At 65.0% G+C, this 24,932-nt stretch carries 28 protein-coding genes; 19 read left to right on the top strand and 9 right to left on the bottom strand.

The window, feature by feature from the left end:
- Positions 1-9 precede the first annotated feature (9 nt).
- The 9 genes from GGR17_RS05550 (at position 10) to GGR17_RS05510 (ending at position 6,414) form a co-directional block, all read left to right on the top strand.
- Complete coding sequence (locus tag GGR17_RS05550; RefSeq protein WP_054537778.1) at positions 10-660, top strand: DUF2062 domain-containing protein; 651 nt, start codon at positions 10-12, stop codon at positions 658-660.
- A gap of 36 nt (positions 661-696) precedes the next feature.
- Positions 697-1,461 (top strand): pyridoxine 5'-phosphate synthase, encoded by a 765-nt coding sequence (locus GGR17_RS05545; protein WP_054537779.1) that lies wholly within the window; start codon positions 697-699, stop codon positions 1,459-1,461.
- Positions 1,462-1,525: 64 nt separating this feature from the next.
- On the top strand, positions 1,526-1,927 hold the full coding sequence (gene acpS / locus GGR17_RS05540) for a holo-ACP synthase (RefSeq protein ID WP_037210066.1): 402 nt from the start codon (positions 1,526-1,528) through the stop codon (positions 1,925-1,927).
- 58 nt (positions 1,928-1,985) lie between these two features.
- Entirely contained in the window at positions 1,986-2,774 is a 789-nt protein-coding gene (gene lepB / locus GGR17_RS05535) for a signal peptidase I (RefSeq protein WP_054537780.1), read from the top strand.
- Positions 2,771-3,460, top strand: coding sequence for a ribonuclease III (gene rnc, locus GGR17_RS05530; RefSeq protein ID WP_054537781.1), 690 nt, complete (start codon positions 2,771-2,773; stop codon positions 3,458-3,460). Before lepB ends, rnc begins: the two co-directional genes overlap by 4 nt.
- Positions 3,453-4,367 (top strand): GTPase Era, encoded by a 915-nt coding sequence (era, locus tag GGR17_RS05525; RefSeq protein WP_054537782.1) that lies wholly within the window; start codon positions 3,453-3,455, stop codon positions 4,365-4,367. Before rnc ends, era begins: the two co-directional genes overlap by 8 nt.
- Positions 4,364-4,693 (top strand): DUF1491 family protein, encoded by a 330-nt coding sequence (locus GGR17_RS05520; protein ID WP_054537783.1) that lies wholly within the window; start codon positions 4,364-4,366, stop codon positions 4,691-4,693. The genes era and GGR17_RS05520 overlap by 4 nt, the downstream gene beginning before the upstream one ends.
- 56 nt (positions 4,694-4,749) lie before the next feature.
- Positions 4,750-5,481 (top strand): DNA repair protein RecO, encoded by a 732-nt coding sequence (recO, locus tag GGR17_RS05515; RefSeq protein WP_173585950.1) that lies wholly within the window; start codon positions 4,750-4,752, stop codon positions 5,479-5,481.
- 63 nt (positions 5,482-5,544) lie between these two features.
- A complete protein-coding gene (locus GGR17_RS05510) occupies positions 5,545-6,414 on the top strand; it encodes a transglutaminase-like domain-containing protein (RefSeq protein WP_082386494.1) in 870 nt (289 codons plus the stop codon).
- Here GGR17_RS05510 and GGR17_RS05505 read toward each other — a convergent pair.
- Complete coding sequence (locus GGR17_RS05505) at positions 6,411-8,102, bottom strand: acyl-CoA dehydrogenase family protein (RefSeq protein WP_054537785.1); 1,692 nt, start codon at positions 8,100-8,102, stop codon at positions 6,411-6,413. The genes GGR17_RS05510 and GGR17_RS05505 overlap by 4 nt on opposite strands.
- A 166-nt stretch (positions 8,103-8,268) precedes the next feature.
- On the opposite strand from GGR17_RS05505, the gene GGR17_RS05500 reads away from it, so the two are divergent.
- Complete coding sequence (locus GGR17_RS05500; protein ID WP_037210059.1) at positions 8,269-9,039, top strand: sulfite exporter TauE/SafE family protein; 771 nt, start codon at positions 8,269-8,271, stop codon at positions 9,037-9,039.
- Positions 9,040-9,090: 51 nt separating this feature from the next.
- On the opposite strand, the gene GGR17_RS05495 is transcribed toward GGR17_RS05500, so the two are convergent.
- Positions 9,091-10,689: a phosphoenolpyruvate carboxykinase gene (locus GGR17_RS05495; RefSeq protein WP_054537786.1), complete on the bottom strand. Its 1,599-nt coding sequence runs from the start codon at positions 10,687-10,689 to the stop codon at positions 9,091-9,093.
- Positions 10,690-11,021: 332 nt separating this feature from the next.
- On the opposite strand from GGR17_RS05495, the gene GGR17_RS05490 reads away from it, so the two are divergent.
- The 7 genes from GGR17_RS05490 to GGR17_RS05460 are packed head-to-tail and all read left to right on the top strand — an operon-like array spanning position 11,022 to position 16,419.
- A complete protein-coding gene (locus GGR17_RS05490; RefSeq protein WP_037210057.1) occupies positions 11,022-11,723 on the top strand; it encodes a response regulator transcription factor in 702 nt (233 codons plus the stop codon).
- Positions 11,724-11,749: 26 nt separating this feature from the next.
- Entirely contained in the window at positions 11,750-13,450 is a 1,701-nt protein-coding gene (locus GGR17_RS05485) for a sensor histidine kinase (RefSeq protein ID WP_054537787.1), read from the top strand.
- 24 nt (positions 13,451-13,474) lie between these two features.
- Positions 13,475-13,906, top strand: a complete 432-nt coding sequence (locus GGR17_RS05480; RefSeq protein WP_054537788.1) for an HPr kinase/phosphorylase — start codon at positions 13,475-13,477, stop codon at positions 13,904-13,906.
- On the top strand, positions 13,903-14,835 hold the full coding sequence (gene rapZ / locus GGR17_RS05475) for an RNase adapter RapZ (protein ID WP_054537789.1): 933 nt from the start codon (positions 13,903-13,905) through the stop codon (positions 14,833-14,835). The genes GGR17_RS05480 and rapZ overlap by 4 nt, the downstream gene beginning before the upstream one ends.
- Positions 14,832-15,224: a PTS sugar transporter subunit IIA gene (locus tag GGR17_RS05470; RefSeq protein ID WP_037210054.1), complete on the top strand. Its 393-nt coding sequence runs from the start codon at positions 14,832-14,834 to the stop codon at positions 15,222-15,224. Before rapZ ends, GGR17_RS05470 begins: the two co-directional genes overlap by 4 nt.
- A gap of 8 nt (positions 15,225-15,232) precedes the next feature.
- Positions 15,233-15,502 carry an HPr family phosphocarrier protein gene (locus GGR17_RS05465; RefSeq protein WP_037210053.1) on the top strand — a complete coding sequence of 90 codons (270 nt, stop codon included), beginning with the start codon at positions 15,233-15,235 and terminating at the stop codon, positions 15,500-15,502.
- Between the two features lie 59 nt (positions 15,503-15,561).
- A complete protein-coding gene (locus GGR17_RS05460; RefSeq protein ID WP_255353364.1) occupies positions 15,562-16,419 on the top strand; it encodes a lysophospholipid acyltransferase family protein in 858 nt (285 codons plus the stop codon).
- Between the two features lie 12 nt (positions 16,420-16,431).
- Here GGR17_RS05460 and GGR17_RS05455 read toward each other — a convergent pair whose 3' ends face one another.
- Entirely contained in the window at positions 16,432-17,307 is an 876-nt protein-coding gene (locus GGR17_RS05455; RefSeq protein WP_054537790.1) for a 3-hydroxybutyryl-CoA dehydrogenase, read from the bottom strand.
- A gap of 168 nt (positions 17,308-17,475) precedes the next feature.
- On the opposite strand from GGR17_RS05455, the gene GGR17_RS05450 reads away from it, so the two are divergent.
- On the top strand, positions 17,476-18,306 hold the full coding sequence (locus GGR17_RS05450) for a DUF6473 family protein (protein ID WP_157445492.1): 831 nt from the start codon (positions 17,476-17,478) through the stop codon (positions 18,304-18,306).
- 78 nt (positions 18,307-18,384) lie between these two features.
- Here the strand turns inward: GGR17_RS05450 and GGR17_RS05445 are convergent, their stop codons facing one another.
- The 6 genes from GGR17_RS05445 to GGR17_RS05420 form a co-directional block, all read right to left on the bottom strand.
- Positions 18,385-19,311 (bottom strand): electron transfer flavoprotein subunit alpha/FixB family protein, encoded by a 927-nt coding sequence (locus GGR17_RS05445; RefSeq protein ID WP_054537792.1) that lies wholly within the window; start codon positions 19,309-19,311, stop codon positions 18,385-18,387.
- Complete coding sequence (locus GGR17_RS05440; RefSeq protein ID WP_054537793.1) at positions 19,311-20,069, bottom strand: electron transfer flavoprotein subunit beta/FixA family protein; 759 nt, start codon at positions 20,067-20,069, stop codon at positions 19,311-19,313. Before GGR17_RS05440 ends, GGR17_RS05445 begins: the two co-directional genes overlap by 1 nt.
- Before the next feature lie 153 nt (positions 20,070-20,222).
- Positions 20,223-20,795: a cob(I)yrinic acid a,c-diamide adenosyltransferase gene (locus GGR17_RS05435; protein WP_054540280.1), complete on the bottom strand. Its 573-nt coding sequence runs from the start codon at positions 20,793-20,795 to the stop codon at positions 20,223-20,225.
- 7 nt (positions 20,796-20,802) lie between these two features.
- Positions 20,803-21,003: a twin transmembrane helix small protein gene (locus GGR17_RS05430; protein WP_054540281.1), complete on the bottom strand. Its 201-nt coding sequence runs from the start codon at positions 21,001-21,003 to the stop codon at positions 20,803-20,805.
- Positions 21,004-21,074: 71 nt separating this feature from the next.
- Positions 21,075-21,902: an SDR family NAD(P)-dependent oxidoreductase gene (locus tag GGR17_RS05425; protein WP_054537794.1), complete on the bottom strand. Its 828-nt coding sequence runs from the start codon at positions 21,900-21,902 to the stop codon at positions 21,075-21,077.
- A gap of 56 nt (positions 21,903-21,958) precedes the next feature.
- Positions 21,959-22,483: an SH3 domain-containing protein gene (locus GGR17_RS05420; RefSeq protein WP_054537795.1), complete on the bottom strand. Its 525-nt coding sequence runs from the start codon at positions 22,481-22,483 to the stop codon at positions 21,959-21,961.
- 135 nt (positions 22,484-22,618) lie between these two features.
- Here GGR17_RS05420 and parC point away from each other — a divergent pair, with 135 nt between their 5' ends.
- On the top strand, positions 22,619-24,928 hold the full coding sequence (parC, locus tag GGR17_RS05415; RefSeq protein ID WP_054537796.1) for a DNA topoisomerase IV subunit A: 2,310 nt from the start codon (positions 22,619-22,621) through the stop codon (positions 24,926-24,928).
- Positions 24,929-24,932 lie beyond the last annotated feature (4 nt).

The raw sequence follows: 24,932 nt of genomic DNA, 5'->3' as shown, positions 1-24,932 counted from the left end.
AGCCCTGGCTTGGTTTTCAAGCGCCGCGAAAAACGCTCTGTGCTGCAATCCGTGATCGGCTTCATCTATCCGCGTGGCGGGTGGGGGCGGGCCTTTCACTACATGCGTCACAGGGTGCGGCGGCTGCCAGACAGCCCGCAGCGCATCGCACGGGGGGTATCTGCGGGGGTGTTCACCACCTTCACGCCGTTCTATGGCCTGCACTTTGTCGTCGCCGTGCTGATCGCGCGGATCATAAACGGCAATTTGCTGGCGGCGCTGGCGGGCACGTTCTTCGGCAACCCGCTGACCTATATTCCGATCGGTGTGATCTGTCTCAAGGTCGGGCATTTCCTGCTGGGCACCCGGTTCGACGAGGATCTCGACAGATCGCTCGTGGCCAAGTTCTTTGACGCGGCCTATGACCTTTATGAAAATTCCATCGCCCTCTTCACCTCTGCCGAGGCCGACTGGAGCCATCTTGCACGGTTCTTCCACGAGGTCTTCGTGCCCTATATGGTCGGGGGTGTCCTGCCGGGGCTGGTCGCGGCGGTGGTGGCCTATTATCTGAGTGTGCCGGTGATCGCCGCCTATCAAAAGCACCGCCGGGGCCGGATCGCGAAGAAGCTGAAAGAGCTGCGGGAAAAGGCGGCGGCGGCCGCGGCGAAAGAGAATTCATAGCCGCGCCTGGGCGGTTCGAACGGGAAGGGACAAGAGATGGCGGAAGGTCTGGTCAGGCCGCTGGGGCGGCTTCGGCTCGGGGTCAATATCGATCACGTGGCCACCGTGCGCAACGCGCGCGGCAGTGCCTATCCCGACCCGGTGCGCGCCGCGAAACTGGCCGAAGAGACCGGCGCCGACGGTATCACCGCCCATCTGCGCGAGGATCGACGCCATATCTCGGATGCCGATATCGAAGGGCTGATGGCGGCGCTGACCCTGCCGCTGAACTTCGAGATGGCCGCGACGCAAGAGATGCAGGCCATCGCCCTGCGCCATCGGCCCCACGCCGTGTGCATCGTTCCCGAAAAGCGCGAGGAGCGCACCACCGAGGGCGGGCTGGAGGTGGCGCGCGAAGAGAACCGGCTGGCGCATTTCATCGCGCCGCTGGCCGAGGCCGGTTGCCGGGTGTCGATATTCATCGCCGCCGACGCGCGCCAGATCGAGGCCGCGCATCGCATCGGTGCCGCGGTGATCGAGCTGCACACCGGCGCCTATTGCGACGCCCATGCCGAAGGCCGGTTCGAGGAACGCGACGCCGAGCTGGCGCGCCTGCGCGAGATGTCGGCCTATGCCCATTCGCTGGGGCTGGAGGTGCACGCGGGCCACGGGCTGACCTATGACACGGTGCAGCCCATCGCAGCCTTCCCCGAGGTGATGGAGCTGAACATCGGCCATTTTCTGATCGGCGAGGCGATCTTTCGCGGGCTTGGCCCGGCGATCGGCGAAATGCGCCGCCTGATGGATGAGGCGCGGGCATGATCGGACAAGCCGGCCTGATCTGTGATATGGCGGGCTATCCCCCCGTCTGCGCGGCGCGTTCCTGATGATCCTCGGCATCGGCACCGATCTGGCGAATATCGAGCGGATCGAGCGTACGCTCAACCGATATGGAGACCGGTTCCGCAACCGCGTGTTCACCGAAACCGAACAGCGCAAGGCCGAGCGTCGCGCCGACACGCCGGGCACCTATGCCAAACGCTGGGCCGCGAAAGAGGCCTGTTCCAAGGCGCTGGGAACCGGCCTGCGCATGGGGATTTCGTGGAAGGACATGGCGGTGTCGAATATCGACACCGGCCAGCCGCAGATGCATGTCACCGGCTGGGCGGCCGAGCGGCTGGCGCAGATGACGCCGGCGGGCCACCGCGCCATCATTCACGTGACCCTGACCGATGATCACCCCTGGGCGCAGGCTTTCGTGGTGATCGAGGCGCGGCCCGTGGCTTGACTCCCCATCCCCGCCCGCTCATGTAGCGGTGAACCAGTTAAAAGGCAGGGCAGAACGCATGGCGACCACGGACAAGAAGGCAGAAGGCGGCATCGTCGAGACGATCAAGACGGTGGTCTATGCGCTGCTGATCGCGGGTGTGTTCCGGACGCTGTTCTTTCAGCCGTTCTGGATTCCCTCAGGCTCGATGAAAGACACGCTGCTGGTCGGCGACTTTCTGTTCGTGAACAAGATGGCCTATGGATATTCGCAATATTCCTGCCCGTTCAGCCTGTGCCCGATCAATGGGCGGCTGTTCGGCTCCGAACCCGAGCGGGGCGATGTGGTGGTGTTTCGCCATCCGGTGAACGGGTCCGACTTCATCAAGCGGCTGATCGGCCTGCCGGGCGACACGATCCAGATGGTCAACGGCGTGCTGCACATCAACGGCGAGGCTGTGAAGCTGGAGGCGGATGGTACCTTTGCGGAGCCTTTCGCCAAGCAGGGGCCGGTGGGCTATTACCCGCGCTGCTCCAACAGCCCGGTGGGCGAGGGCGGCACCTGTGAAAAGGAAAAATGGACCGAGACCCTGCCCAACGGTGTCCGCCACAGCATCCTGAACGTGGGCAACGGCTTTGGCGACAACACCAAGGTGTTCGCGGTGCCCGAGGGCCAGTATTTCTTCATGGGTGACAACCGCGACAATTCCGAAGATAGCCGCTATGCGCAGGTCAGCGGCGGCGTGGGCTTTGTGCCGGCCGAATATCTGATCGGCCGGGCCGACCGGGTGATGTTCTCTTCCGCCGGACGGTCGCTGTTCTTCTTCTGGACGTGGCGCCCGGACCGTTTCTTCAAGGCGGTCGAGTGAAGCTGTCGGTCGAGATCAGCGCCTTTTCGGGCAGGCTGGGCCATGCTTTTACCCGGCCGGAGCTGTTGCTGCGCGCCCTGACCCATTCCTCGATCTCGTCGGCGACGCGGCCCGACAATCAGCGGCTGGAGTTTCTGGGCGACCGGGTGCTGGGGCTGGTGATGGCAGAGGCGCTTCTGGCGGCCGATCCGGAGGCAGCCGAGGGGCTGCTGGCGCCGCGGTTCAATGCGCTGGTGCGCAAGGAAACCTGCGCCGATGTCGCGCGAGAGATTGATCTGGGTGTGGTGCTGAAGCTGGGCCGTTCGGAGATGCTTTCAGGCGGGCGGCGCAAGGAGGCGCTGCTTGGCGACGCGATGGAGGCGGTGATTGCCGCCGTCTATCTCGATGCCGGGTTCGAGGCCGCGCGGGATGTGATCCTGCGGCTCTGGGGCGCGCGCGTGACCGCTGTCGAGGCCGATGCGCGCGATGCCAAGACGGCGTTGCAGGAATGGGCGCAGGCGCGCGGCCAGCAGCCGCCGCGCTATATCGAGCTGTCGCGCGAGGGGCCGGATCACGCGCCCGTCTTCACGATCGCCGCGCGTCTGGAAAGCGGCGAGGAGGCGACAGCCGCCGCCGGTTCCAAACGCCAGGCCGAACAGGCGGCCGCCAAGACGCTGCTGAAACGAATGGAGCCGGAACATGGCTGAGACACGCGCGGGCTTCGTGGCCCTGATCGGCGAGCCCAACGCGGGCAAATCCACCCTTCTGAACCGGATGGTGGGGGCCAAGGTTTCCATCGTCACCCACAAGGTGCAGACCACCCGCGCCCGCATTCGCGGCGTGGCGATGCAGGGCGACGCGCAGATCGTGTTCGTCGATACGCCCGGGCTGTTCCGGCCGCGCCGGCGGCTCGACCGCGCCATGGTGGCGGCGGCCTGGGGCGGGGCCGCGGATGCCGATATCATCGTTCTGCTGGTCGAGGCGCATCGCGGCGTGACCGAAGGCGTCGAGGCGATCCTGGAGGCGTTGCGCGAGCGGGTGAACGAGGGGCGCACCGTGGTTCTGGCGATCAACAAGATCGACCGGGTGAAGGCCGAGGTGCTTCTGGCCCTGTCGGCCAGGCTGAACGAGGCCTACCCCTTTGCGCAGACCTTCATGATTTCCGCCGAGCGCGGGCATGGGGTGGATGATCTGCGTGAATGGCTGGCGGCGCATCTGCCCGAGGGGCCGTGGCTGTATCCCGAGGACCAGATCGCCGATCTGCCGATGCGGATGATCGCCGCCGAGATGACGCGCGAAAAGCTGACCCTGCGCCTGCATCAGGAACTGCCCTATCAGATGACCGTTGAGACCGAGAACTGGGAAGAGCGCGACGATGGCTCTGTCCGGATCGACCAGGTGATTTATGTGGTGCGCGACGGGCACAAGGGCATCGTGCTGGGCAACAAGGGCGAGACCATCAAGGGCGTCAGCCAGGCCGCCCGCGCCGAGATCGCCGAGTTTGTCGGCCGCCCGGTGCATCTGTTTCTGCAGGTCAAGGTGCGGCCGAACTGGCTGGAGGAATCCGAGCGCTATTCCGAGATGGGGCTGGACTTCAAAGACGGGAACACATGATCCGGCTGACCGCCGATTTCTGGGTGCGGGCCTATCTGGCCCGGTTGCGGCTGGCCGACATTCCGGCCTTTGTGACGGCCAGGGGAGATCCGACCGCGGGCGCGGTTGTGGTGAAGCTGAACACGCTGGACGGGCAGGCACAGGCGTTTCAGAGGTCTTTCGATCTGACAAGCGGCGAGCGGGTCTGGGTGGTGCTGGCGCAAGGGGACGAGGCCGAGGTTGACGCCTCTGTCGCGCGGCAGCGCGGGTTTGACCCGGATCTGTGGGTGATCGAGGTCGAGGACCGCGCCGGCCGTCATTTGCTGGACGAACCGGGGCTTTCGTGACTTTCTTGCCTCCGGCGGGGATATTTTCGGAAAGATGAAGCCGGAATGCGGGTGCGGTGATGGAATGGCGGGATCAGGGGGCCTTGCTGAGCGTTCGGCGCTATGGGGAAAGTTCCGCCATCATCGAGGTGTTCACCGCCGAGCACGGGCGCCATGCCGGGGTCGTGCGGGGCGGGGCGGGCCGGAAGATCGCGCCGGTGTTGCAGCCGGGGGCGCAGCTTGATCTGACATGGCGGGCGCGGCTGGAGACGCATCTGGGCAGTTTCACCGTGGAACCGGTTCGGTCGCGCGCGGCGGCGGTGATGGGGGACCGGCTGGCGCTGTCGGGGCTGAACGCGGTGACCGCGCTGCTGGGCTTTGCCCTGCCGGAGCGCGAGGCGCATCCGGCGCTTTATGCCCGTTCGGTGACGATGCTGGATCTGCTCAGCCATGCCGATGCCTGGCCCTTGGCCTATCTGCGCTGGGAAATGGCGCTGCTGGAGGAGATGGGGTTTGGTCTCGATCTGACCCGTTGCGCGGTAACCGGCAGTCGGGATGATCTGGCCTATGTTTCGCCGAAGACCGGCCGGGCGGTCAGCGCGGAGGCGGCCGGCGAGTGGGCCGACCGGCTGTTACCATTGCCGTTTTGCCTGTTGGGGCAGGGGCCGGTCAGCGCGGCCGAGGTCGGCGAAGGGTTGCGGGTGACCGGGCATTTTCTGGCGCATTGGCTGGCGCCATCGCTGGGCAACCGGCCCTTGCCCGAGGCGCGGGCGCGGCTGATCGATCTGCTGGAGCGCGCCGCGGGCTGATCTGTCGTGCCAGTGTCATGCTGGGGCGGTTATCTGGCGGGGTGGCGTGCGTGGGGGCTGAGCATGACGTTCATTCTTGAGGTTACGGTCGCGGGGCCGGGTGCGGGGCGCCTGTTCGCGCCGATCGGCCTGATGACGCCGCATCTGCGGCCGGAGGTTTTCGTATTGGAAGGGGCCGGCTACCACCTGGCGGCCGAGGCGCGGACCGGCCAGTGGGTTGCGGTGCTCGAGGGCGTGACCGGCCCGGTGCGGTTCTGCACCAGTTTCGCGTCCGGGGGCGAGGCCTATCCCGAGGCGCTTTTCGTGCATCGGCCCAACCGTTTCACCGAGGCGGCGGAGGCATTGATCGGCGCCGCCCGCGCCACCGCGCAGGCGGCCGGCGGCGGGCAGGCCGGGCTGCGGGCCATCGTCAACGACGTGGCGGCGCAGTTTTCCTATGGTCACCCGGAGCAGCGGTTCTATGACGGTGAAGACAGTATTCCGGCGCTCTGCGGGCTGACCGAAGGTTCCTGCGTCGACATCAACACCTATCTGATCGCGTCTTTGCGGGCGGCGGGGTATGAGGCAGGCTATGTCACCGGCTATTTCTTCCCCGAGGAAAAGCGCGGGCGCTGTGACGACATGCATTGCTGGGTCGTCACCCGGCATGACGGCGCGGTGCAGGAGTGGGACATTGCCCATCATCTAAAGCTGGGGCTGCGCGAGATTGCGCCGGGGCTGAACCCGAAGCCCGGTGTGCGGGTGCCGGTGGCGCATTCGATGGGGCTGGACATTCCGGCGCTGGGGCTGACGGGGCTGAAGCTGCTGTCGCAACCGATGTGGCTGGCGCCCGACGGCACGGCGCGTTGGGCCGAGGTCGAGATTGCGCTCAAGGGTTACGACATGCTTGCCGCGCTTGGCGGAACGGGCCCCGAAAGGCCCGCCGGCGGTTAGCCCAGAAGGCGGCGCGCGATCACCTGGGCCTGGATTTCGGCCGCGCCTTCGAAGATGTTCAGGATGCGCGCGTCGCACAGGATGCGGCTGATCTGATATTCCAGTGCGAAGCCGTTGCCGCCGTGGATCTGCAGCGCGTTGTCGGCGCAGGCCCAGGCCACGCGGGCACCCAGCAGCTTGGCCATGCCGGCCTCGAGGTCGCAGCGCTTGTCGTGATCCTTTTGCCAGGCGGAGTGATAGGTGAGCTGGCGTGCGACCATGATTTCCACCGCCATCATCGCCAGCTTGCCGGAGACGCGCGGGAAACTGATCAGCGGCTTGCCGAACTGCTTGCGGTCAATGGCGTATTGCATGCCGACCTCGAGCGCGTTCTGCGCCACGCCGATGGCGCGGGCGGCGGTCTGGATGCGGGCGCTTTCGAAGGTTTGCATCAGTTGTTTGAAGCCCTGCCCCTCGACCCCGCCCAGCAGGTTCTCGGCCTTGACCTTGAAGCCGTCGAAGCCGAGTTCGTATTCCTTCATGCCGCGATAGCCCAGCACCTCGATCTCGCCGCCGGTCATGCCGGGGGTGGGGAAGGGATCGGCATCGGTGCCCGGCGTCTTTTCGGCCAGGAACATCGACAGGCCCTTGTAGTTGGCGGTGGCCGGATCGGTACGGGCCAGCAGCGTCATCACATGGGTGCGCGCGGCGTGGGTGATCCAGGTCTTGTTGCCGGTCACGACGTATTCGTCGCCCTCCCTGACCGCGCGGGTGCGCAGGCTGCCGAGATCCGAGCCGGTGTTGGGCTCGGTGAAGACGGCGGTGGGCAGGATTTCGGCGCTGGCCAGCTTGGGCAGCCAGTGTTCCTTTTGCGCATCGGTGCCGCCACACAGGATCAGCTCCGCCGCGATTTCGGAGCGGGTGCCAAGCGACCCGACGCCGATATAGCCGCGCGACAGTTCCTCGGACACCACAACCATCGAGGCCTTGGACAGGCCGAAGCCGCCGAACTCTTCGGGGATGGTCAGGCCAAATACGCCCATTTCGGCCAGTTCCTCGATGATCTCCATCGGGATCAGCTCGTCCTTGAGGTGCCAGTCATGGGCATTGGGCGCCACGCGATCATCGGCGAAGCGGCGGAACTGTTCGCGGATCATCTCCAGCTCTTCGTCCAGACCGGAGGCGCCGAAGGTGGCGTGGCCGGCATTGTCCTGCATCAGCGCCACAAGGCGGGTGCGCGCGGCCTGGCTGTTGCCCGCATTGCACAGGGTCATCACCGCGTCGGTCATCAACAGCCGCTGGTCGTCCTGGCCCAGGCCGATATCCTGCAGCCGGGCGATTTCGCCCTGGCTCATCGGGATGCCGCCGTAGATCTGCCACAGGTATTCGCCGAAGGCGATCTGCAGGATCAGCTGTTCCATCTCGCCGAACCTGCCCTCTTCGTGCAGCCGCCCGGCCCAACTGTGCATCTGCCGCAATGCCTCGACATAGGTTGCCAGCCACGACAGGGCATGCGCGCCATGCTGGTGCGCCTCCAGCGCCGCGGCGGACACGCGCCCCTCTATGCTGACGCGCGCGCGCAGCGTTTCGGTGGCCTTTTCCAGCAGCGCGCCGGCGGGGGCGATGGCGGCCTCCGTCAGGGCCAGAAGATCGGGCAGCAGGGCGTTCGCGGCGTCGTTCTGGGGCAGTTCCTGTCCGTCATGGGGCATGAGTCGGCTCCTTTTTCCGGGGTTCCGCTGGAAATAGTGTTTTTGCAGTTGCAGCGCAACAAAAATTCAATGAGCGCTGGCGTTTTGAAGCAATATGTCGCGCGTATAATTGCGGTGCGGCGTGGCACGATCCACGATATAGCCGGGGAAACCTGAAAGGCACCCGATGGACAGCATGATTTTCGGACTACCCGTTGTTTTCTTCGCGGCAGCGGTGGCGGTGGCGCTGTTTGCCGGGGTGGTGAAGGGCGCGGTGGGCTTTGCCATGCCGATGATCATGATCTCGTGCTATTCGATCTTCCTGCCCGCGCCGACGGCGCTTGCCGGGCTGATCATGGCGACGGTGCTGACCAATTTGGCGCAGGCGTTCCGGCACGGATGGCGCGCGGCTCTGGGATCGCTGCGCAAATACTGGCGGCTGATCGGCATGGTGGTGCTGTTCATCGGGCTCAGCGCGCCGCTGGTCAGGGTGCTGCCGCCGAATGTGCTCTATCTGCTGCTGGGCGTGCCGATCTTTGCGTTTTCACTGTCGCAGCTTCTGGGCCGGCAATTGATCGTCAATGCCGTGCATCGCAACCGGGCCGAGATGTTGATGGGCGCGGTCGGCGGGTTCTTCGGTGGCATTTCGGGGGTCTGGGGGCCGCCGGTCATCGCGTATCTTCTGTCGTTCAACACCGAAAAGACAGAGATGGTGCGCGTGCAGGGGGTGGTGTTCCTGATCGGCGCCATCGTGCTTCTGGCGTCGCATCTGACCACGGGGGTGCTGAATGCGCAGACCTTGCCACTGTCGGCGGTGCTGGTGATCCCGGCGCTCGGGGGCATGTGGATCGGCTTTCGCGTGCAAGACAGGCTTGACCCCGCGAGGTTCCGCAAGGCCACGCTGTTCATTCTGGCCATCGCGGCGCTGAATCTGATCCGCAAGGGGCTGATGGGATAGAAAAGGCCCCGCGCGGGGCGGGGCCTTTGTTTGTCTGTCGCTTCGGCCGGATCAGCCGATGGCGGCGGCTTTCACGTCATCGTCGATGAACGGCACGTATTGCGCGAAATTGTCGGCGAACATGGCCACCAGTTTCTGCGCCTGCGCGTCATATTCCTCGTTCACGCTCCAGGTTTTGCGCGGGTCCAGCAGAACCTCCGCCACGCCGTCCACGTGCACCGGAACCTCGAAGCCGAAGTTCGGATCCTTGCGGAACTCGGCATCGTTGAGAGAGCCGTCCAGCGCCGCGGTCAGCAGCGTCCGGGTCGAACGGATCGGCATGCGCGAGCCAACGCCATAGGCGCCGCCGGTCCAGCCGGTGTTCACCAGCCAGCAGGTGGCGCCGTGCTTGGCGATCTTCTCGCGCAGCAGGTTGCCATAGGCTTCGGGGCGGCGTGGCATGAAGGGGGCGCCGAAACAGGTGGAGAAGGTGGGCTCGGGCTCTGTCACGCCCTTTTCGGTGCCGGCCACCTTGGAGGTGAAGCCCGACAGGAAGTGATACATCGCCTGGGCCGGGGTCAGCCGCGCGATCGGGGGCAGCACGCCGAAGGCATCGCAGGTGAGCATGATGATGTTCTTGGGATGCCCGCCCAGTGAGGTTTCAGAGGCGTTGGAGATGTATTCCAGCGGATAGGCGCAGCGCATGTTGGCGGTCAGGCTGTCATCCTCGAAATCCAGTTCCTTGGTCTCGGGGTCGAACACCATGTTCTCGATCACCGTGGCGAACCTGGTGGTCGTGGCGAAGATCTCCGGCTCTGCCTCGGCGCTGAGGTTGATGGTCTTGGCATAGCAGCCGCCTTCGAAGTTGAAGGTGCCCTTGTCCGACCAGCCATGTTCGTCATCGCCGATCAGGGTGCGCGACGGATCGGCCGACAGGGTGGTCTTGCCGGTGCCGCTCAGGCCGAAAAACACCGCGGTGTCCACCGGGTTGTCGATGGCGTGGTTGGCCGAGCAGTGCATCGCCATGATGCCCTTGCCGGGCAGGATGTAGTTCAGCAGGGTGAAGACCGATTTCTTGTTCTCGCCGGCATATTCGGTGCCGCCGATCAGGATCAGCTTCTGATCGAAGTTCAGCGCGACGACGGTCGAAGACCGGCAGCCATGCTTTTCGGGATCGGCCTGGAAGCTGGGGCAGTTGATGATCGTGTATTCCGGCACGAAGCTGTCCAGCTCTTCGCGCGAGGGGCGGCGCAGCAGGTGGCGGATGAACAGGCCGTGCCAGGCCAGTTCGGTGACCATGCGCACGTCAAGCCGATGCTCGGGATCGGCGCCGCCGTAGAGGTCTTCGACGAAGTATTCGCCGCCCTTCATGTGCTCGAGCATATCGGCATGCAGCTGATCGAACGCTTCGGGCGTCATCGGCTTGTTGTTTTCCCACCAGATCGTGTCTTCGACCGACGGGGTGCGCACCACGAACTTGTCCTTGGGCGAGCGGCCGGTATGTTCGCCCGTCGACACCAGAAGGGCGCCGCCATTGCCAAGTGTCCCTTCGTTCCGCTTCAGCGCGGCTTCGACCAGCGCAGGATTCATGAGGTTGTAGTGAACCTGACCCAGCCCGCTGATGCCCTGATCTTCGAGACGCTGCTTGGGGTTAACCCGTCCAATCGTCATATGCTCGCTCCTGACGCCGTCGCTCGCGGCGGTCCCTTAAACTGACTTCGGCGGCGCGCTGGCCGCCGACCCGCGCTGAACGGCGCGGGTGGCACCGTATATCACGCAGCTTCCGTGAGGGAACAGGCTCTGGGCCGTAGGTTAGCGCAAACCGAGCGAAGTTTAGCGCAACCGGAGTCGTGAAGTGATGCAATTTAGCAATGCGTCACCTTTTTTCGGTTGTAGTCGGGCACGTGCCGCCGGTGATTCGCAGTTAGGAGTTGATTCCATGGGGGGAATTGGGAAAAATATGGCAAAAAATAGGCACAGAGCAGTATAAAGGTAATTCCCACATGTCTAGGATTGCGCTCGTTGACGACGACAGGAATATCCTGACTTCGGTTTCCATGACCCTAGAGGCTGAAGGGTTCGAGGTGGAGACCTACAATGACGGCCAGTCGGCCCTTGATGCATTCAACAAGCGGCTGCCGGACATGGCCGTGCTCGACATCAAGATGCCCCGGATGGACGGGATGGATCTGTTGCAGCGGCTGCGCCAGAAAACCAGCATGCCGGTGATCTTCCTCACCTCAAAGGATGATGAGATCGACGAGGTGCTGGGCCTGCGCATGGGCGCCGACGACTATGTGAAAAAGCCGTTTTCCCAGCGCCTTCTGGTCGAGCGTATCCGGGCGCTTCTGCGCCGGCAGGATGTGATCGCGGGCGATGAGGTGGCGACCACCGAAGAGACCAAGGTCATGATCCGCGGCGAGCTGACGATGGACCCGCTGCGCCACGCGGTGAAATGGAAGGGCAACGACGTGTCGCTGACGGTGACGGAGTTCTTGTTGCTTCAGGCTCTGGCCCAGCGGCCCGGCTTTGTCAAAAGCCGCGATCAGCTGATGGATGTGGCCTATGACGATCAGGTTTATGTGGACGACCGCACGATCGACAGCCATATCAAGCGTCTGCGCAAGAAGATGCGCCAGGCCGACGATGAGTTTTCGGCGATCGAAACGCTTTACGGCATCGGTTACCGTTACAACGAAGAATAAGCTTTCACGAAACGCCCGCACCGGGGGTGCCCTTGCGCGATTCCAGATCATCCAGCGAAGGCTATGTTCTCTTGGGAGAGGACTGGGTTGCGCCGCCTCGGGACGATGGCGAAATCCGGGCGCGGCGGCGCAAGCGGGGCATCATCTCGCTGAACCGCTCGCCGCTGGCGCGCAAGATCATGACGTTCAACCTGTTGGGGCTGATCGTGCTGGTGGCCGGTGTGCTCTACATGAACCCCGGCCGCGACAGCCTGGTGCAGCAGCGCGAAGAGGCGTTCATAAACCAGGCCGAGCTGATCGCCGATGTGTTCGAGGCGCAGCTTCCCAGGGTCGGCCCGGTCAGCTTTGCCTCTGGGGATGGTGTCGATGCGGTCGAAACCATGGCCGGTCTGGATCTCGGCCGGGGAGTCGAGGTGTTTTTGTTCGAGAACTCCGATGCGCTTGTGGCCTCTTCGGTCGGGATGCCGCGCCGCGCGCCACCCCCGCGCGAGGCGGATGAGCGTTCGACGCTGATCACCGATTTCCTTGACAGGATCCTGCGGGGCATGTCCCGCGTGATCCGCCCGCAGAAGACGCCGCCGCCGCAGATCGGCCCTGCCGACCACGCGCGCCGGCTGGTGCCTCATACCCTGGCGGGCGCGACCGTTTCCCAGACGGCGACGGATGGCAATGGCGATACGGTATTCTCGGTCGCCACGCCGGTCATGCGCGACGGGCAGGTTCTGGGCGTTGTCGCCGTCACCTCGGCCGCGGGGGCGATCGATCAGCTTGTCAGGGTCGAGCGTGAGCAGGTTCTGCAGATGTATATCATCGCGATGCTGGTTTCGGTCGGTATGTCGCTGGTGCTGGCCAGCACGATCGCCAATCCGCTGTCCGATCTGGCGGCGGCGGCGGAAATCGGGCGCGACAAGAACTCTCAGAAATTCAGCCCCAGCCGGGTGCGCATCCCCGATCTGACGGCGCGCCCCGATGAGATCGGGCGCCTGTCGGGCGCGCTGCGCGGCATGGTGACGGCGCTGTATGACCGGATCGACGCGAACGAACAATTCGCCGCCGATGTCGCGCATGAGATCAAGAACCCGCTCGCCTCGTTGCGGTCGGCGGTGGGTACGCTGCATGTCGCCAAGCGCGAGGATCAGCGGATAAAGCTGCTGAACGTGATCGAGCATGACGTGCGCCGGCTGGACCGGCTGGTCAGCGATATCTCCAACGCCTCCCGGCTCGACAGCGAGTTGGTGCGGGAGGAGGAGGAAAGCTTCAACCTGCTGAAACTGCTGGAAAGCCTGGCCAATCACCTTGGCAATGATGCGCGCGAGAAGGGCGTTGATTTCATTTCCGATCTGCCGCCGGAGCCGATCATCATCAATGGTCTGGAGGCGCGGCTGGCGCAGGTTTTCGTGAACCTGATCACCAATGCGATCTCCTTCTGCGAAGAGGGCGACGCGGTGCGCATCTGGGCGCGCAAACGTGAAAACCGCGTGCTTGTGGTGATCGAGGATACCGGCCCCGGCATTCCCGATCAGGCGTTGACCAAGATTTTCAACCGCTTCTATTCCGAACGCCCCGTGGGCCAGTTCGGCAACCATTCCGGCCTGGGGCTGGCCATCTCCAAGCAGATCGTCGAGGCGCACGGCGGCGTGATCTGGGCCGAGAACATCCGCCCCACCGATGCCGATATCACCTCTGACCCGCTCGGCGCGCGTTTCGTCGTCGGCCTGCCGGTCTAGGCCGGTTGCGGCCGGGTGACCGGAATGTCACCGCCCGATGCCCCCGCCATCCTGCACGCAAGCTGCGTGGCGCTTGGCGCGTGCGGGGTGCTGATCCTGGGTGCCTCGGGCGCGGGCAAATCGGCGCTAGCGCTGGAGCTTGTGGCGCGGGGGGCGATGCTGGTGTCGGATGACCGCACCCGCCTGGAGCTGCGCGATGACATCCCGGTGGCCACCGCACCCGACGCCATACGTGGCATGATCGAGGCGCGTGGCGTCGGGCTGCTGCGGGCCGAGACGGTGCCCTGCGCGGCCATCACCCTTGCCGTGGATATGGACCGGGTGGAAACCGAGCGCCTGCCGCCGCGACGCGAGGTCACGCTTCTGGGCCGGCCGATCACCTTGCTTCACAAAGCGGAACATGCCCATTTTCCCGCGGCGATCGTGCAATATCTTAAGGGAGGGAGAGCAGCATGAGCGATACTGTCACATCCCGCCCGCCCGCGGCGGCGGATCATCAGCTGGTGCTGGTCACCGGGCCGTCGGGCGCCGGGCGCTCCACCGCGCTTGCCGCGCTGGAGGATCTGGGCCACGAAGCCATCGACAACATGCCGCTGTTGCTGATCCCGCGCCTGCTGGAGGGGCCGCCGCACGGGCCGCCGCTGGCGCTTGGCGTCGATACCAGAAACCGCGATTTCAGCGCCGCCGCCCTGAGCGATCTGTTCGCGCAGCTTCAGTCCGATGCCCGGGTTCAGGTCGTGCTTTTGTATCTGGACTGTTCGGCCGAGGTGCTGCTGCGCCGCTTTTCCGAAACCCGCCGGCGGCACCCGATGGCGCCCGCCGAAAGCCCGGCCGACGGCGTGGCGCGCGAACTGGACCTGCTGGCCCCGATCCGGGCCCAGGCCGATATGCTGATCGACACGTCAGAGCTGACGCTGCACGATCTGCGGGCCGAGCTTGCGCTCTGGTTCGGGCAGAAGGACGGATCGCGGCTGGCGGTCTCCGTTCATTCCTTTTCCTACAAGCGCGGGGTGCCGCGCGGCGCCGATATGGTGTTCGACTGCCGGTTCCTGCGGAACCCCTATTGGGAGCCGTCGCTGCGCGGGCTGAACGGCCAGTCGGCCGAGGTGGCGCAATACGTTGCCGCCGACCCGCTGTTCCACCCTTTCTTCGACAAGGTGCGCGACCTGACGGAACTGCTGCTGCCGGCCTACCGCGATGAGGGTAAATCGCATTTCTCGATCGCCTTCGGGTGCACCGGCGGGCAGCACCGTTCCGTCACAGTGGCAGAAAAACTTACCGATGCGCTTGCGGCGGCCGGATGGCGGGTGTCTAAAAGACATCGTGAACTCGAGCGGCAGGCCGGGAGCGGCGCTGCCATTCAGCAGACGGGGAAGACCGCTTGATCGGTATTGTGATTGTCGCGCATGGAGGACTGGCCAGGGAATACCTTGCGGCGGTCGAGCATGTTGTCGGCAAGCAGGACGGAATTCTGGCCATCTCGATCGAGCCGGATCATGATCGCACCGCCAAGCAGGCCGAGATCCGCGCCGCCGCGGATTCTGTGGATGACGGGCACGGCGTGGTTGTGGTGACAGACATGTTCGGCGGCTCGCCCTCGAACCTTTCGCTGAATGCCTGTGACCGGGACAACCGCAAGATCCTCTACGGGGCCAATCTGCCGATGCTGATCAAGCTGGCGAAATCCCGGCGGATGAATGTGGACGATGCCGTTGCCTGCGCGCTGACGGCGGGCCGCAAGTACATTGATTGCTTTGATGGCCACGCAGGTTGAAAGACAGGATGGCAATGCGGACTCTGGATATCGTCAACGAAAAGGGCCTGCATGCGCGCGCCTCGGCGAAATTCGTGGAAACGGTGGAATCCTTCGATGCGCGCGCCGAGGTCCGGCGTGACGGGCTGAGCGCGGTGGGAGATTCGATCATGGGGCTTTTGATGTTGGCAGCTTCCAAAGGAACCTCTATTGAGGTTGAAACCAGCGGGAACCAGGCCGACCTGCTGATGGACGCCCTCGCGGCACTTGTCGCCGACAAGTTCGGCGAAGAGTACTGAGACTGTGGCAGGGAGATCCGGACCCTTTGGTTGAGAGCTATCGACATAAGGCAATACCGGTGGCCAGCGCCGCCAGGGGCGCCCCGCCCCCGACCGAACAGCCCTATGACAAGCGCCGCCTCTCTTATGCCAATACCTTTACCAATCCGTGGAAGGCCAACACCATCCGCACGATGGAATGGCTGACCGGCAAGCTGACCCTGCTGCGACTGATCCGCCGGTTCGAGGCGATGGGCGCGCCGCACGGGCAGGCGTTCTGGAAACAGGCGCTCGAGGTGATGGGCATCGCGATCAACACCCCGCCGGAACAGATCGCCCGCATCCCGGCCGAGGGGCCGCTGGTGGTGGTGGCGAACCATCCGCACGGGCTGGTCGATGGCATGCTTCTGGCCGAGATGGTCGGGCGGGTGCGCACGGATTACAAGATTCTGACCCGCTCGCTTCTGACCGGGGTGCAGGAGGTGGATCAGTTCATGATCCCCGTGCCGTTTCTGCATGAAGAGGACGCGCTGCAGAAGAACCTGCAGATGCGGCAGCGGGCGATGGATCTGCTGAACGCGGGCGGCGTGATCATCCTGTTCCCCTCCGGCGTGGTGGCCACGGCCGATACCCCTTTCGGGCCGGCGATCGAGGCAGAGTGGAACCCGTTCACCGCCAAGATGATCCAGCGCTCGGGCGCGAGGGTCGTGCCGATCTATTTCCCGGGCCAGAATTCGCGCCTCTACCAGATCGCCAACCGGCTGTCGCCGACCCTGCGGCAGGGGCTGTTGCTCTATGAGGTCGTGCATGCGCTGAACCGGCCGCAGGCGCCGGTCGTGGGCGATGTGATCGAGCGTACCGATATCGAAAGCTGGTCGGGAAACCCGCGCGGGTTCGTCACCTGGCTGCGCAGCCGCACCTTGTCGCTGGCCGGCTGACAGGGTGCCGGATCAGCGTGTCGGCACCGGCGTTTCGCCGCGGTAGTCGTAGAACCCGCGCTGCGTCTTGCGGCCCAGCCATCCGGCCTCGACATATTTGGTCAGCAGCGGGCAGGGGCGGTATTTGGTGTCGGCCAGCCCGTCATGCAGCACGTTCATGATCGCAAGGCAGGTGTCCAGCCCGATGAAATCGGCCAGTTCCAGCGGCCCCATCGGATGGTTCGCGCCCAGCTTCATCGACTCGTCGATGGATTTGACAGACCCGACCCCTTCGTACAGCGTATAGACCGCCTCGTTGATCATCGGCATCAGGATGCGGTTCACGATGAAAGCCGGAAAATCTTCGGCGCTGGCGGCAGTTTTACCAATGTTTTCAACAACTTTCAGGCAGGCCTGATAGGTCTGTTCATCGGTGGCTATGCCGCGGATCAGCTCTACCAGCTGCATCACGGGCACGGGATTCATGAAATGGAAACCCATGAATTTCTCGGGCCGGTCGGTGCGTGACGCCAGCCGGGTGATCGAGATCGAAGAGGTGTTCGACGTCAGGATCGTTTCGGGCTTCAGATGCGGCAGAAGATCCTCGAAGATCGCGGTTTTCACGGTTTCGCGTTCCGTGGCCGCCTCGATGATCAGGTCCGACGGGCCAAGATCGGTCAGCTTCAGCGTGGTCTTGATGCGCGCCAGGGCGGTGGCCTTGTCTTCGGCGGTGATCTTTTCGCGGCTGACCTGGCGTTCGAGGTTCTTGTCGATCTGGGCGAGGGCGCGCGACAGGTTGTCTTCGGAAATATCGTTCAGAAGAACATCATACCCGGCAACCGCCAGAACATGCGCAATCCCGTTGCCCATCTGGCCCGCGCCAACAACTCCGACCGACTTGATATCCATGGATTTCCCTCTGCGGATCACGGCCCGACCATAGGCCCCCCGCCGAGGCCGGCGCAAGCCTGAAGGCGCATCGGCATTCGATTCAAATGCACGGTTTAGGGGTTTGGAAAGGGTCGCGGCCCAGTCTTGGAATCGGGTGAGTCGAAATGCAACAGAGTGGGTGGCGTGATGTATGAACATCCGGGCGCTGGGGCGCTGAATTATTTTCCGTGCCGGTACGGCAATTCAAAGCTTATGTTCCGAGGCCCGCGGCGCAGGCTGGAAGGCGTGTTCTGCGCCATGACCGGCGGAACCGAGACCTATGGGAAATTCGTGAAAACGCCGTTTCCGGCGCTGGTGGAGGAGTTGACGGGGCACAGGATCGTCAATCTTGGCTGTGCCAACGCCGGGCCCGATATCTTTTCAGGCGAGGCGGCGGTGCTGACCCTGTGTGCGCCGGCGCGGGTGACGGTTGTTCAGGTGCTCGGGGCGCAGAACATGTCGAACCGGTTCTACGCGGTACATCCGCGGCGTAATGACAGGTTCCTGCGCGCCTCGCCGCAGCTCAAGGCATTGTTTCCAGAGGTGGATTTTACCGAGTTCCATTTTACCCGGCACATGCTGACAACCCTGAAAACCGTCTCGCTCCGGAAATTCGCGGCGGTCGAGGCAGAGCTGAAGACGGCCTGGGTGGCGCGGTTGAAATCCCTGACCGCGCCTCTGGCCGGGGCGAGCGTGCTGTTGCACGTGACCGGCGTCGGGTCGCGGGGTTTCGCGGATGGCGGGCTGGGGCCGGAGCCGCTGTTCGTCGATGACGCGATGGTGGCCGAGGTGGCGCCGGGGTTTTCGGAAACGGTGCGGGTGCGGGCCAGCGCCGCGGCGGTGGCGCGGGGAACGGAGGGGATGGTGTTTTCACCGCTGGAGGAGCCGGCGGCGATGGCGCTGCCGGGGCCGGAGGTTCACGCCGAGATCGCCGCCGCGCTGGCGCCGGCGATCGACCGGTTCATGGGCCCTGCCTGACGAAACAGGCCCGCCGGAAAGGGCGGGCCTGATCGTGCATTCGGTACATTTCGCACCGTGGTTCGGTACGAAAGCGGCTTACAGCTTGTCGATGATCTCTGGTACTGCCTTGAAGAGATCGGCGACGAGGCCGTAATCGGCGACCTGGAAGATCGGGGCGTCTTCGTCCTTGTTGATGGCGACGATGATCTTGCTGTCCTTCATGCCGGCGAGGTGCTGGATCGCGCCCGAGATGCCGACCGCGACATAGAGCGCCGGGGCCACCACCTTGCCGGTCTGGCCCACCTGCCAGTCGTTCGGCGCATAGCCCGAATCGACCGCCGCGCGCGAGGCGCCAACGGCGGCGCCCAGCTTGTCGGCCAGCTGCTCGATCAGCGCGAAATTCTCTTCCGAACCCACGCCGCGCCCGCCCGAGACCACCACGCCGGCCGAGGTCAGCTCGGGCCGGTCGGAGGCGGCGACCTTGTCTTCCACCCATTCCGAAAGGCCCGGATCGGCCGCCGCGCCGATGGGCTCGACAGCCGCCGAACCGCCCGCGCCCGCCGCGTCGAAGGTCGAGGTGCGGATCGTCAGCACCTTTTTCGCATCCGTCGATTTCACCGTCTGGATCGCGTTGCCGGCATAGACCGGCCGCTCGAACGTATCGCCCGAAACCACGCCCGACACATCGGAAATCACCATCACATCCAGAAGCGCCGCCACCCGCGGCATGATGTTTTTCGCGCTCGCCGTGGCCGGGGCAACGAAATGTTCATACTCCCCCGCCAGGCTGACGATCAGAGCGGCGACCGGTTCGGCCAGACCGTTGCCATAGATCGCATCATCGGCGCAGAGCACCCGTGCCACGCCATCAAGTTCCGCCGCGGCCCCGGCCGCATCCGCACAGGAGGCGCCAGCGCACAGAACCGTCACATCGCCCAGCTGTTTCGCGGCGCTCAGCGCCTTTGCGGTCGCGTCCACGGCCAGGGCGCCGCCCGTGAGTTCCGCCAGAAGAAGTACAGCCATCAGATCGCTCCCGCCGCTTTGAGTTTCGCCACCAGCTCGTCCACCGAGCCGACCATTTCGCCGGCCTGGCGCGCGGCGGGTTCGGCGGTGCCGACCACCTGCAGGCGCGGCGTGACATCGACGCCGTAATCGGCCGCCGTCTTTTCCTCCATCGGCTTCTTCTTGGCTTTCATGATGTTGGGCAGCGACGCATAGCGCGGCTCGTTGAGCCGCAGATCCGCGGTGACGATCGCCGGAAGCGTGACCTTGATGGTCTGCAGCCCGCCATCGACCTCGCGGGTGACGGTGGCATGATCGCCCTCGACCGTCAGCTCCGAGGCGAAGGTCGCCTGGCCCCAGCCCAGCAGCGCCGCCAGCATCTGGCCGGTCGCGTTCATGTCATTGTCGATCGCCTGCTTGCCCGCGATCACCAGACCGGGCTCCTCGGCGTCGATCACGCCCTTGAGGATCTTGGCCACCGCCAGCGGCTCGATGTCCTGATGCACGTCATCGGCGGCCACCACAAGAATGGCGCGATCGGCGCCCATCGCAAGCGCCGTGCGCAGCGTCTCCTGCGCCTGCTTCACGCCGATCGAAACCGCAACAATCTCGGTCGCGACACCCGCCTCTTTCAGACGGATCGCCTCTTCCACCGCGATCTCGTCGAACGGGTTCATCGACATCTTGACATTCGCAAGATCGACACCGCTCCCGTCCGCCTTCACGCGAACCTTCACGTTATAGTCGATCACGCGCTTGACAGGTACCAATACCTTCATTTGCGGGGTCTCCTCCGGTCTTAATCCAACTTTGCGGTTTTTGTTATCGACTCTGCGGAGGGGAAAACAGGATTAATTCGACGGGGAGCAAAATTTCGGCAAAACCGCCGCGCCGTTTTCAGATGTTTCGCCGCCGATGCCGAGAGGCGCGGGCTAGCGGTTCGCGCCCGGCACCCAGAGCACATCATCCTTGCCGCCGTTGTTGGCGACACGGGCGGCGACGAAGAACCAGTCGGACAGGCGGTTGAGGAATTTGACGGCCGCCGGGTTGACCGGCTCCGCCGCCGCCAGTTCGACGCAGAGCCGCTCGGCCCGGCGCGATACGGTGCGGCACAGGTGCAGATGCGCGGCCAGGGCGGAGCCGCCGGGCAGGATGAAGCTGCGCAGCGGTTCCAGCGCGGCGTTCATCGCGTCGATCTCGGCCTCCAGCCGCGCGACCTGGCTGTCGGCCATGCGCAGCGGCGGAAATTCCGCCTCGGCATCCTTATCCATGTCGGGCCGGCACAGATCGGCGCCGAGATCGAACAGATCGTTCTGGATCGCGGCCAGGCGGGCATCCATCGCATCGGCCGCGTGCAGGCGGGCCAGGCCGACGGTGGCGTTGGTTTCATCGACGGTGCCATAGGCGGTGACGCGCAGCGCGTGTTTGGCGATCCGCGCGCCGTTGCCCAGGGCGGTTTCGCCCTGATCGCCGGTTTTGGTGTAGATCTTGTTCAGGACAACCATCAGCGCCTCACATCCGGCGGACATAAACGAAAAGCAGGATCAGGGCCACCGCCACGGCCTGGCCGATGATGCGGTAGCGCATGATGCGGTTGGCGTGCATGCGGTTGAACGCGCCGCCCCTGGCGAAGCCGCCGATCCCCAGCAGAAGGATCGCCGCCACCGCGAGGCAGGCCACGGCGACGAGGATGAAAAACGGGTCTTGCAGCATGCGCATGTCCTTTCCTGTTCGCTGGGAAATAGCGGCCCGGCGGACAAAAGCGAACCGCTATTTCGTCGCGGTCAGCTTTTTGCCAGCACCCGGTCCAGCAGCCGTGTGGGCAGCAGGCGCCGCATCAGGTTGGCGGCATAGGTTGGCGTGGTGACGAAATAGCGCGGGTGGGGGCGGCGGCTTTCGAGGGCATGGATCAGTTTCCGGGTGACGGCCGAGGCGGGCAGTTCGAACCCGTCGGAGCCGCCGTCGTAGAGCCGTTTGAGCAGGCTTTCCCGATATTGATCGGCGCGGGCGGAGGCCTGCCAGTTCACCCATTTTTCGAAATGGGGGATGGAATTGGTGCGGATGTTCGAGGTGACGGGCCCCGGTTCGATCAGGATGATCCGGATCGGCGTATCGCGCATCTCGAGGCGCAGCGTGTCTGTCAGCCCTTCGAGCGCGAATTTGCTCGAGGCATAGGCGCCGCGCCATTTCAGCGACACGAAGCCGAGCACGGAGGAGTTGTTGACGATCCGGCCGTGACCCTGGGCGCGCATCACCGGGATCACCCGGCGCGTCAGGTCGTGATAGCCGAAAACGTTGGTTTCGTAGATCTCGCGCAGCGCGCCGCGGGGCAGATCCTCGACCGCGCCGGGGCAGGCGAAGGCGCCGTTGTTGAACAACGCGTCGAGCGTGCCGCCGGTGCGCGCCAGAGCCTCGGCCAGGGCCGCCTCGATGCTGGATTCATCGGTATAGTCGAGCGGGAAGCTTTCCAGCCCCTCGTCGCGCAGGCGGGCGCAGTCGGTTTCCTGCCGGCAGGTGGCGAAGACGCGCCAGCCGTGTTTCGCCAGCCCGTGCGCCGCGTCATATCCGATGCCCGAGGAGCACCCGGTGATGAGGATGGAATTCCGGCTCATGCGCCTGCCTGTTGTCTGCCCGCGCGCAGGCTAGGGCAAATGCGGCGGCGCGGCAATCAGCCTTCGGGGGCGAGGAAGCGCTCGGCCATGAAGCCGCGCAGGCCGGTCGCCTGGACCTGAAGCTCGACCCATCCGTCGGTGGGGGCGGAGACGAGGGTGGCCCTGGTGCCGCGGGTCAGGGCGGTGATGACCTCGGCGCCGGTGGAGGGGCCGGCGCGCAGGTTCACCCGGCTGCCGGTGACGGTATAGACCGTGCCGCCGGGTGTCGCCGGGGCGGCGGTCTGGCGGGGCTCGGCGGGCGTGTAGCCGGCAGGGGCGTCACGCTTGTCGATGGTGCGCAGGGCGGGGGCGGAGCCGGAGCCGAAGGAGACGGGCGTGACCTTTATGCCGCCGGCGTCTTCCGGCGGCAGGGCGGGGGCCGGGGCCCGGGCCTTGGCGGGCGCGGCGGCGGGGGCCGGCTCGGCGGTTGCCTCTTCGGCGGAGGTGACGAAGCGCGCGGCGCTCATCACCGGCGCGGGTTCTCCGTAGAGGGTGAGCACGGCGTAGAGCGCGGCGCAGGTCCAGAATATCAACCGAAACATTTAACTTCCCAGAATGGCACTTGTTGTGGGGCGAACTCATGACGGCGGCGTCGGTTCCGAAAAAGGGGAATGAACGGCCGTTCTGCCCCGTTTGCTTGCTTGTGGCGGCGCGCGGGCTTGGCTATCACCAGATGCATGGATGATCAGACCGACGACCCCAAGATGGAGCATTCCGAACTGGCCGAGCCACTGCGCCGGGCCATCGGTGAACGCTATCTGACCTATGCGCTTTCAACGATCATGGACCGCGCGCTGCCCGATGCGCGCGACGGGCTGAAGCCGGTTCACCGGCGAATCCTCTATGCGATGCGCGAATTGCGGCTGGCCTCGACCGGGGGATTCCGCAAATCCGCCAAGATCAGCGGCGACGTGATGGGCAACTATCACCCGCATGGCGATGCCGCGATCTATGATGCCATGGCGCGGCTGGCGCAGGATTTCAACGTGCGCTATCCGCTGGTCGACGGGCAGGGCAATTTCGGCAATATCGATGGCGATAACCCGGCCGCCAGCCGGTATACCGAGGCGCGGCTGACCGCGGCGGCCGAGGCGCTGATGGAGGGGCTGGCCGAGAACGCGGTGGATTTCCGCGACAATTACGATGGCACGCTGACCGAGCCGGTGGTGCTGCCCGCGTCTTTCCCGAACCTGCTGGCCAACGGGTCGAGCGGCATCGCGGTGGGCATGGCCACCAACATCCCGCCGCACAACATCGAAGAGCTGATCAATGCCTGCCTCTATCTGATCAAGTCGCCCAATGCCCGCGACGAGACCCTGATCGAGCATATCCCCGGCCCCGATTTCCCCACCGGCGGCGTGATCGTCGAGCCGCGGGAAAACATCATCGAGGCCTATCGCACCGGGCGCGGCAGTTTCCGTCTGCGCGCGAAATGGGAGGTCGAGGATCTGGGCCGTGGCCAGTGGCAGATCGTGGTGACGGAGATCCCCTATCAGGTGCCCAAGTCGCGCCTGATCGAAAAGCTGGCCGAGCTGATCCAGACCAAGAAGATCCCGATCTTCGGCGATGTGCGCGACGAATCGGCCGAGGATGTGCGGCTGGTGATCGAGCCCAAGACCCGCAACGTGGACCCCGAGATGCTGATGGGGATGCTGTTCCGCAACTCGGACCTCGAGGTGCGCTTCAGCCTGAACATGAACGTGCTGATCGATGGGCGCCAGCCGAAGGTGTGCAGCCTGAAAGAGGTGCTGCGCGCCTTTCTGGATCACCGGCGCGAGGTGTTGCTGCGGCGCAGCCAGCATCGGCTGGAGAAGATCGACCACCGGCTCGAGGTTCTGGAAGGGTTCCTCATCGCCTTTCTCAACCTCGACCGGGTAATCGACATCATCCGCTATGATGACGAGCCCAAGGCGGCGCTGATGCGCGAGGATTGGGGCAAGGATCATGTGCGCGCGGTATCGGAAAAGGATTACGTGTCGCCCGCTGCCGGGGGCACGGGCGAGCTGAGCGAGGTGCAGGCCGAAGCGATCCTGAACATGCGGCTGCGTTCCTTGCGCCGTCTGGAAGAGCTGGAGCTGCGGCGCGAGCGCGACGCGCTGATGGAAGAGCGCGCCGGGCTGGAGGATCTGCTGGAAAACGAGACCGTGCAGTGGGACAGCATTTCCGCCCAGCTGCGCGAGACCCGCACGAAATTCGGCAAGAGATCCGAGGGCGGCGCGCGGCGCACCCGGTTCGCCGAGGCGGGCGCGGTGGAAGAGGTGCCGCTGGAGGCGATGATCGAGCGCGAGCCGGTGACCGTGGTCTGCTCCAAGATGGGGTGGATCCGCGCGATGAAGGGGCATGTGGCGCAGGACACGGCGCTGAAGTTCAAGGACGGCGACGAGGGCCGCTTTGTCTTTCATGCCGAGACGACCGACCGCCTGTTGCTGCTGGGCACCAACGGACGGTTCTATACGCTGCCCGCCTCGCAGCTTCCGGGCGGGCGCGGCATGGGCGAGCCTGTGCGGCTGATGGTCGATCTGCCGAACGAGGCCGATATCGTGGATCTGTTCATCCACCGGCCGGGGTCGAAGCTGCTGGTGGCCTCTTCGGCGGGCGACGGGTTCGTGGTGCCGTCGGACGAGGTTCTGGCGCAGACGCGGACCGGCCGGCAGGTGCTGAACGTGCGCGGCGACACGGTGGCCAGGGTCTGCCGTGCGGTGGCGGGTGATCACGTGGCCTGTGTCGGCGAGAATCGCAAGGTTCTGGTGTTCGCGCTGGAGGAGCTGCCCGAGATGACGCGGGGCAAGGGCGTGAGGCTGCAGAAATACAAGGATGGCGGGCTGAGCGACGCGACGACCTTTGTTCTGGCCGATGGATTGTCGTGGAAGGATCCGGCCGGCCGGACCCGCACCGAAACCGATCTTGGCGAATGGATCGGCAAGCGGGCGGCAAGCGGCCGGATGGCGCCGCGCGGGTTCCCGCGGGACAACCGGTTTACGCAGTAAGGGG

Origin of the sequence: Actibacterium naphthalenivorans, assembly GCF_014196965.1 — a bacterium.
GTDB lineage: Bacteria > Pseudomonadota > Alphaproteobacteria > Rhodobacterales > Rhodobacteraceae > Actibacterium_A > Actibacterium_A naphthalenivorans.
The sequence above is the reverse complement of the archived record's forward strand: the minus strand, read 5'-3'. Positions and strand labels throughout refer to the sequence as shown.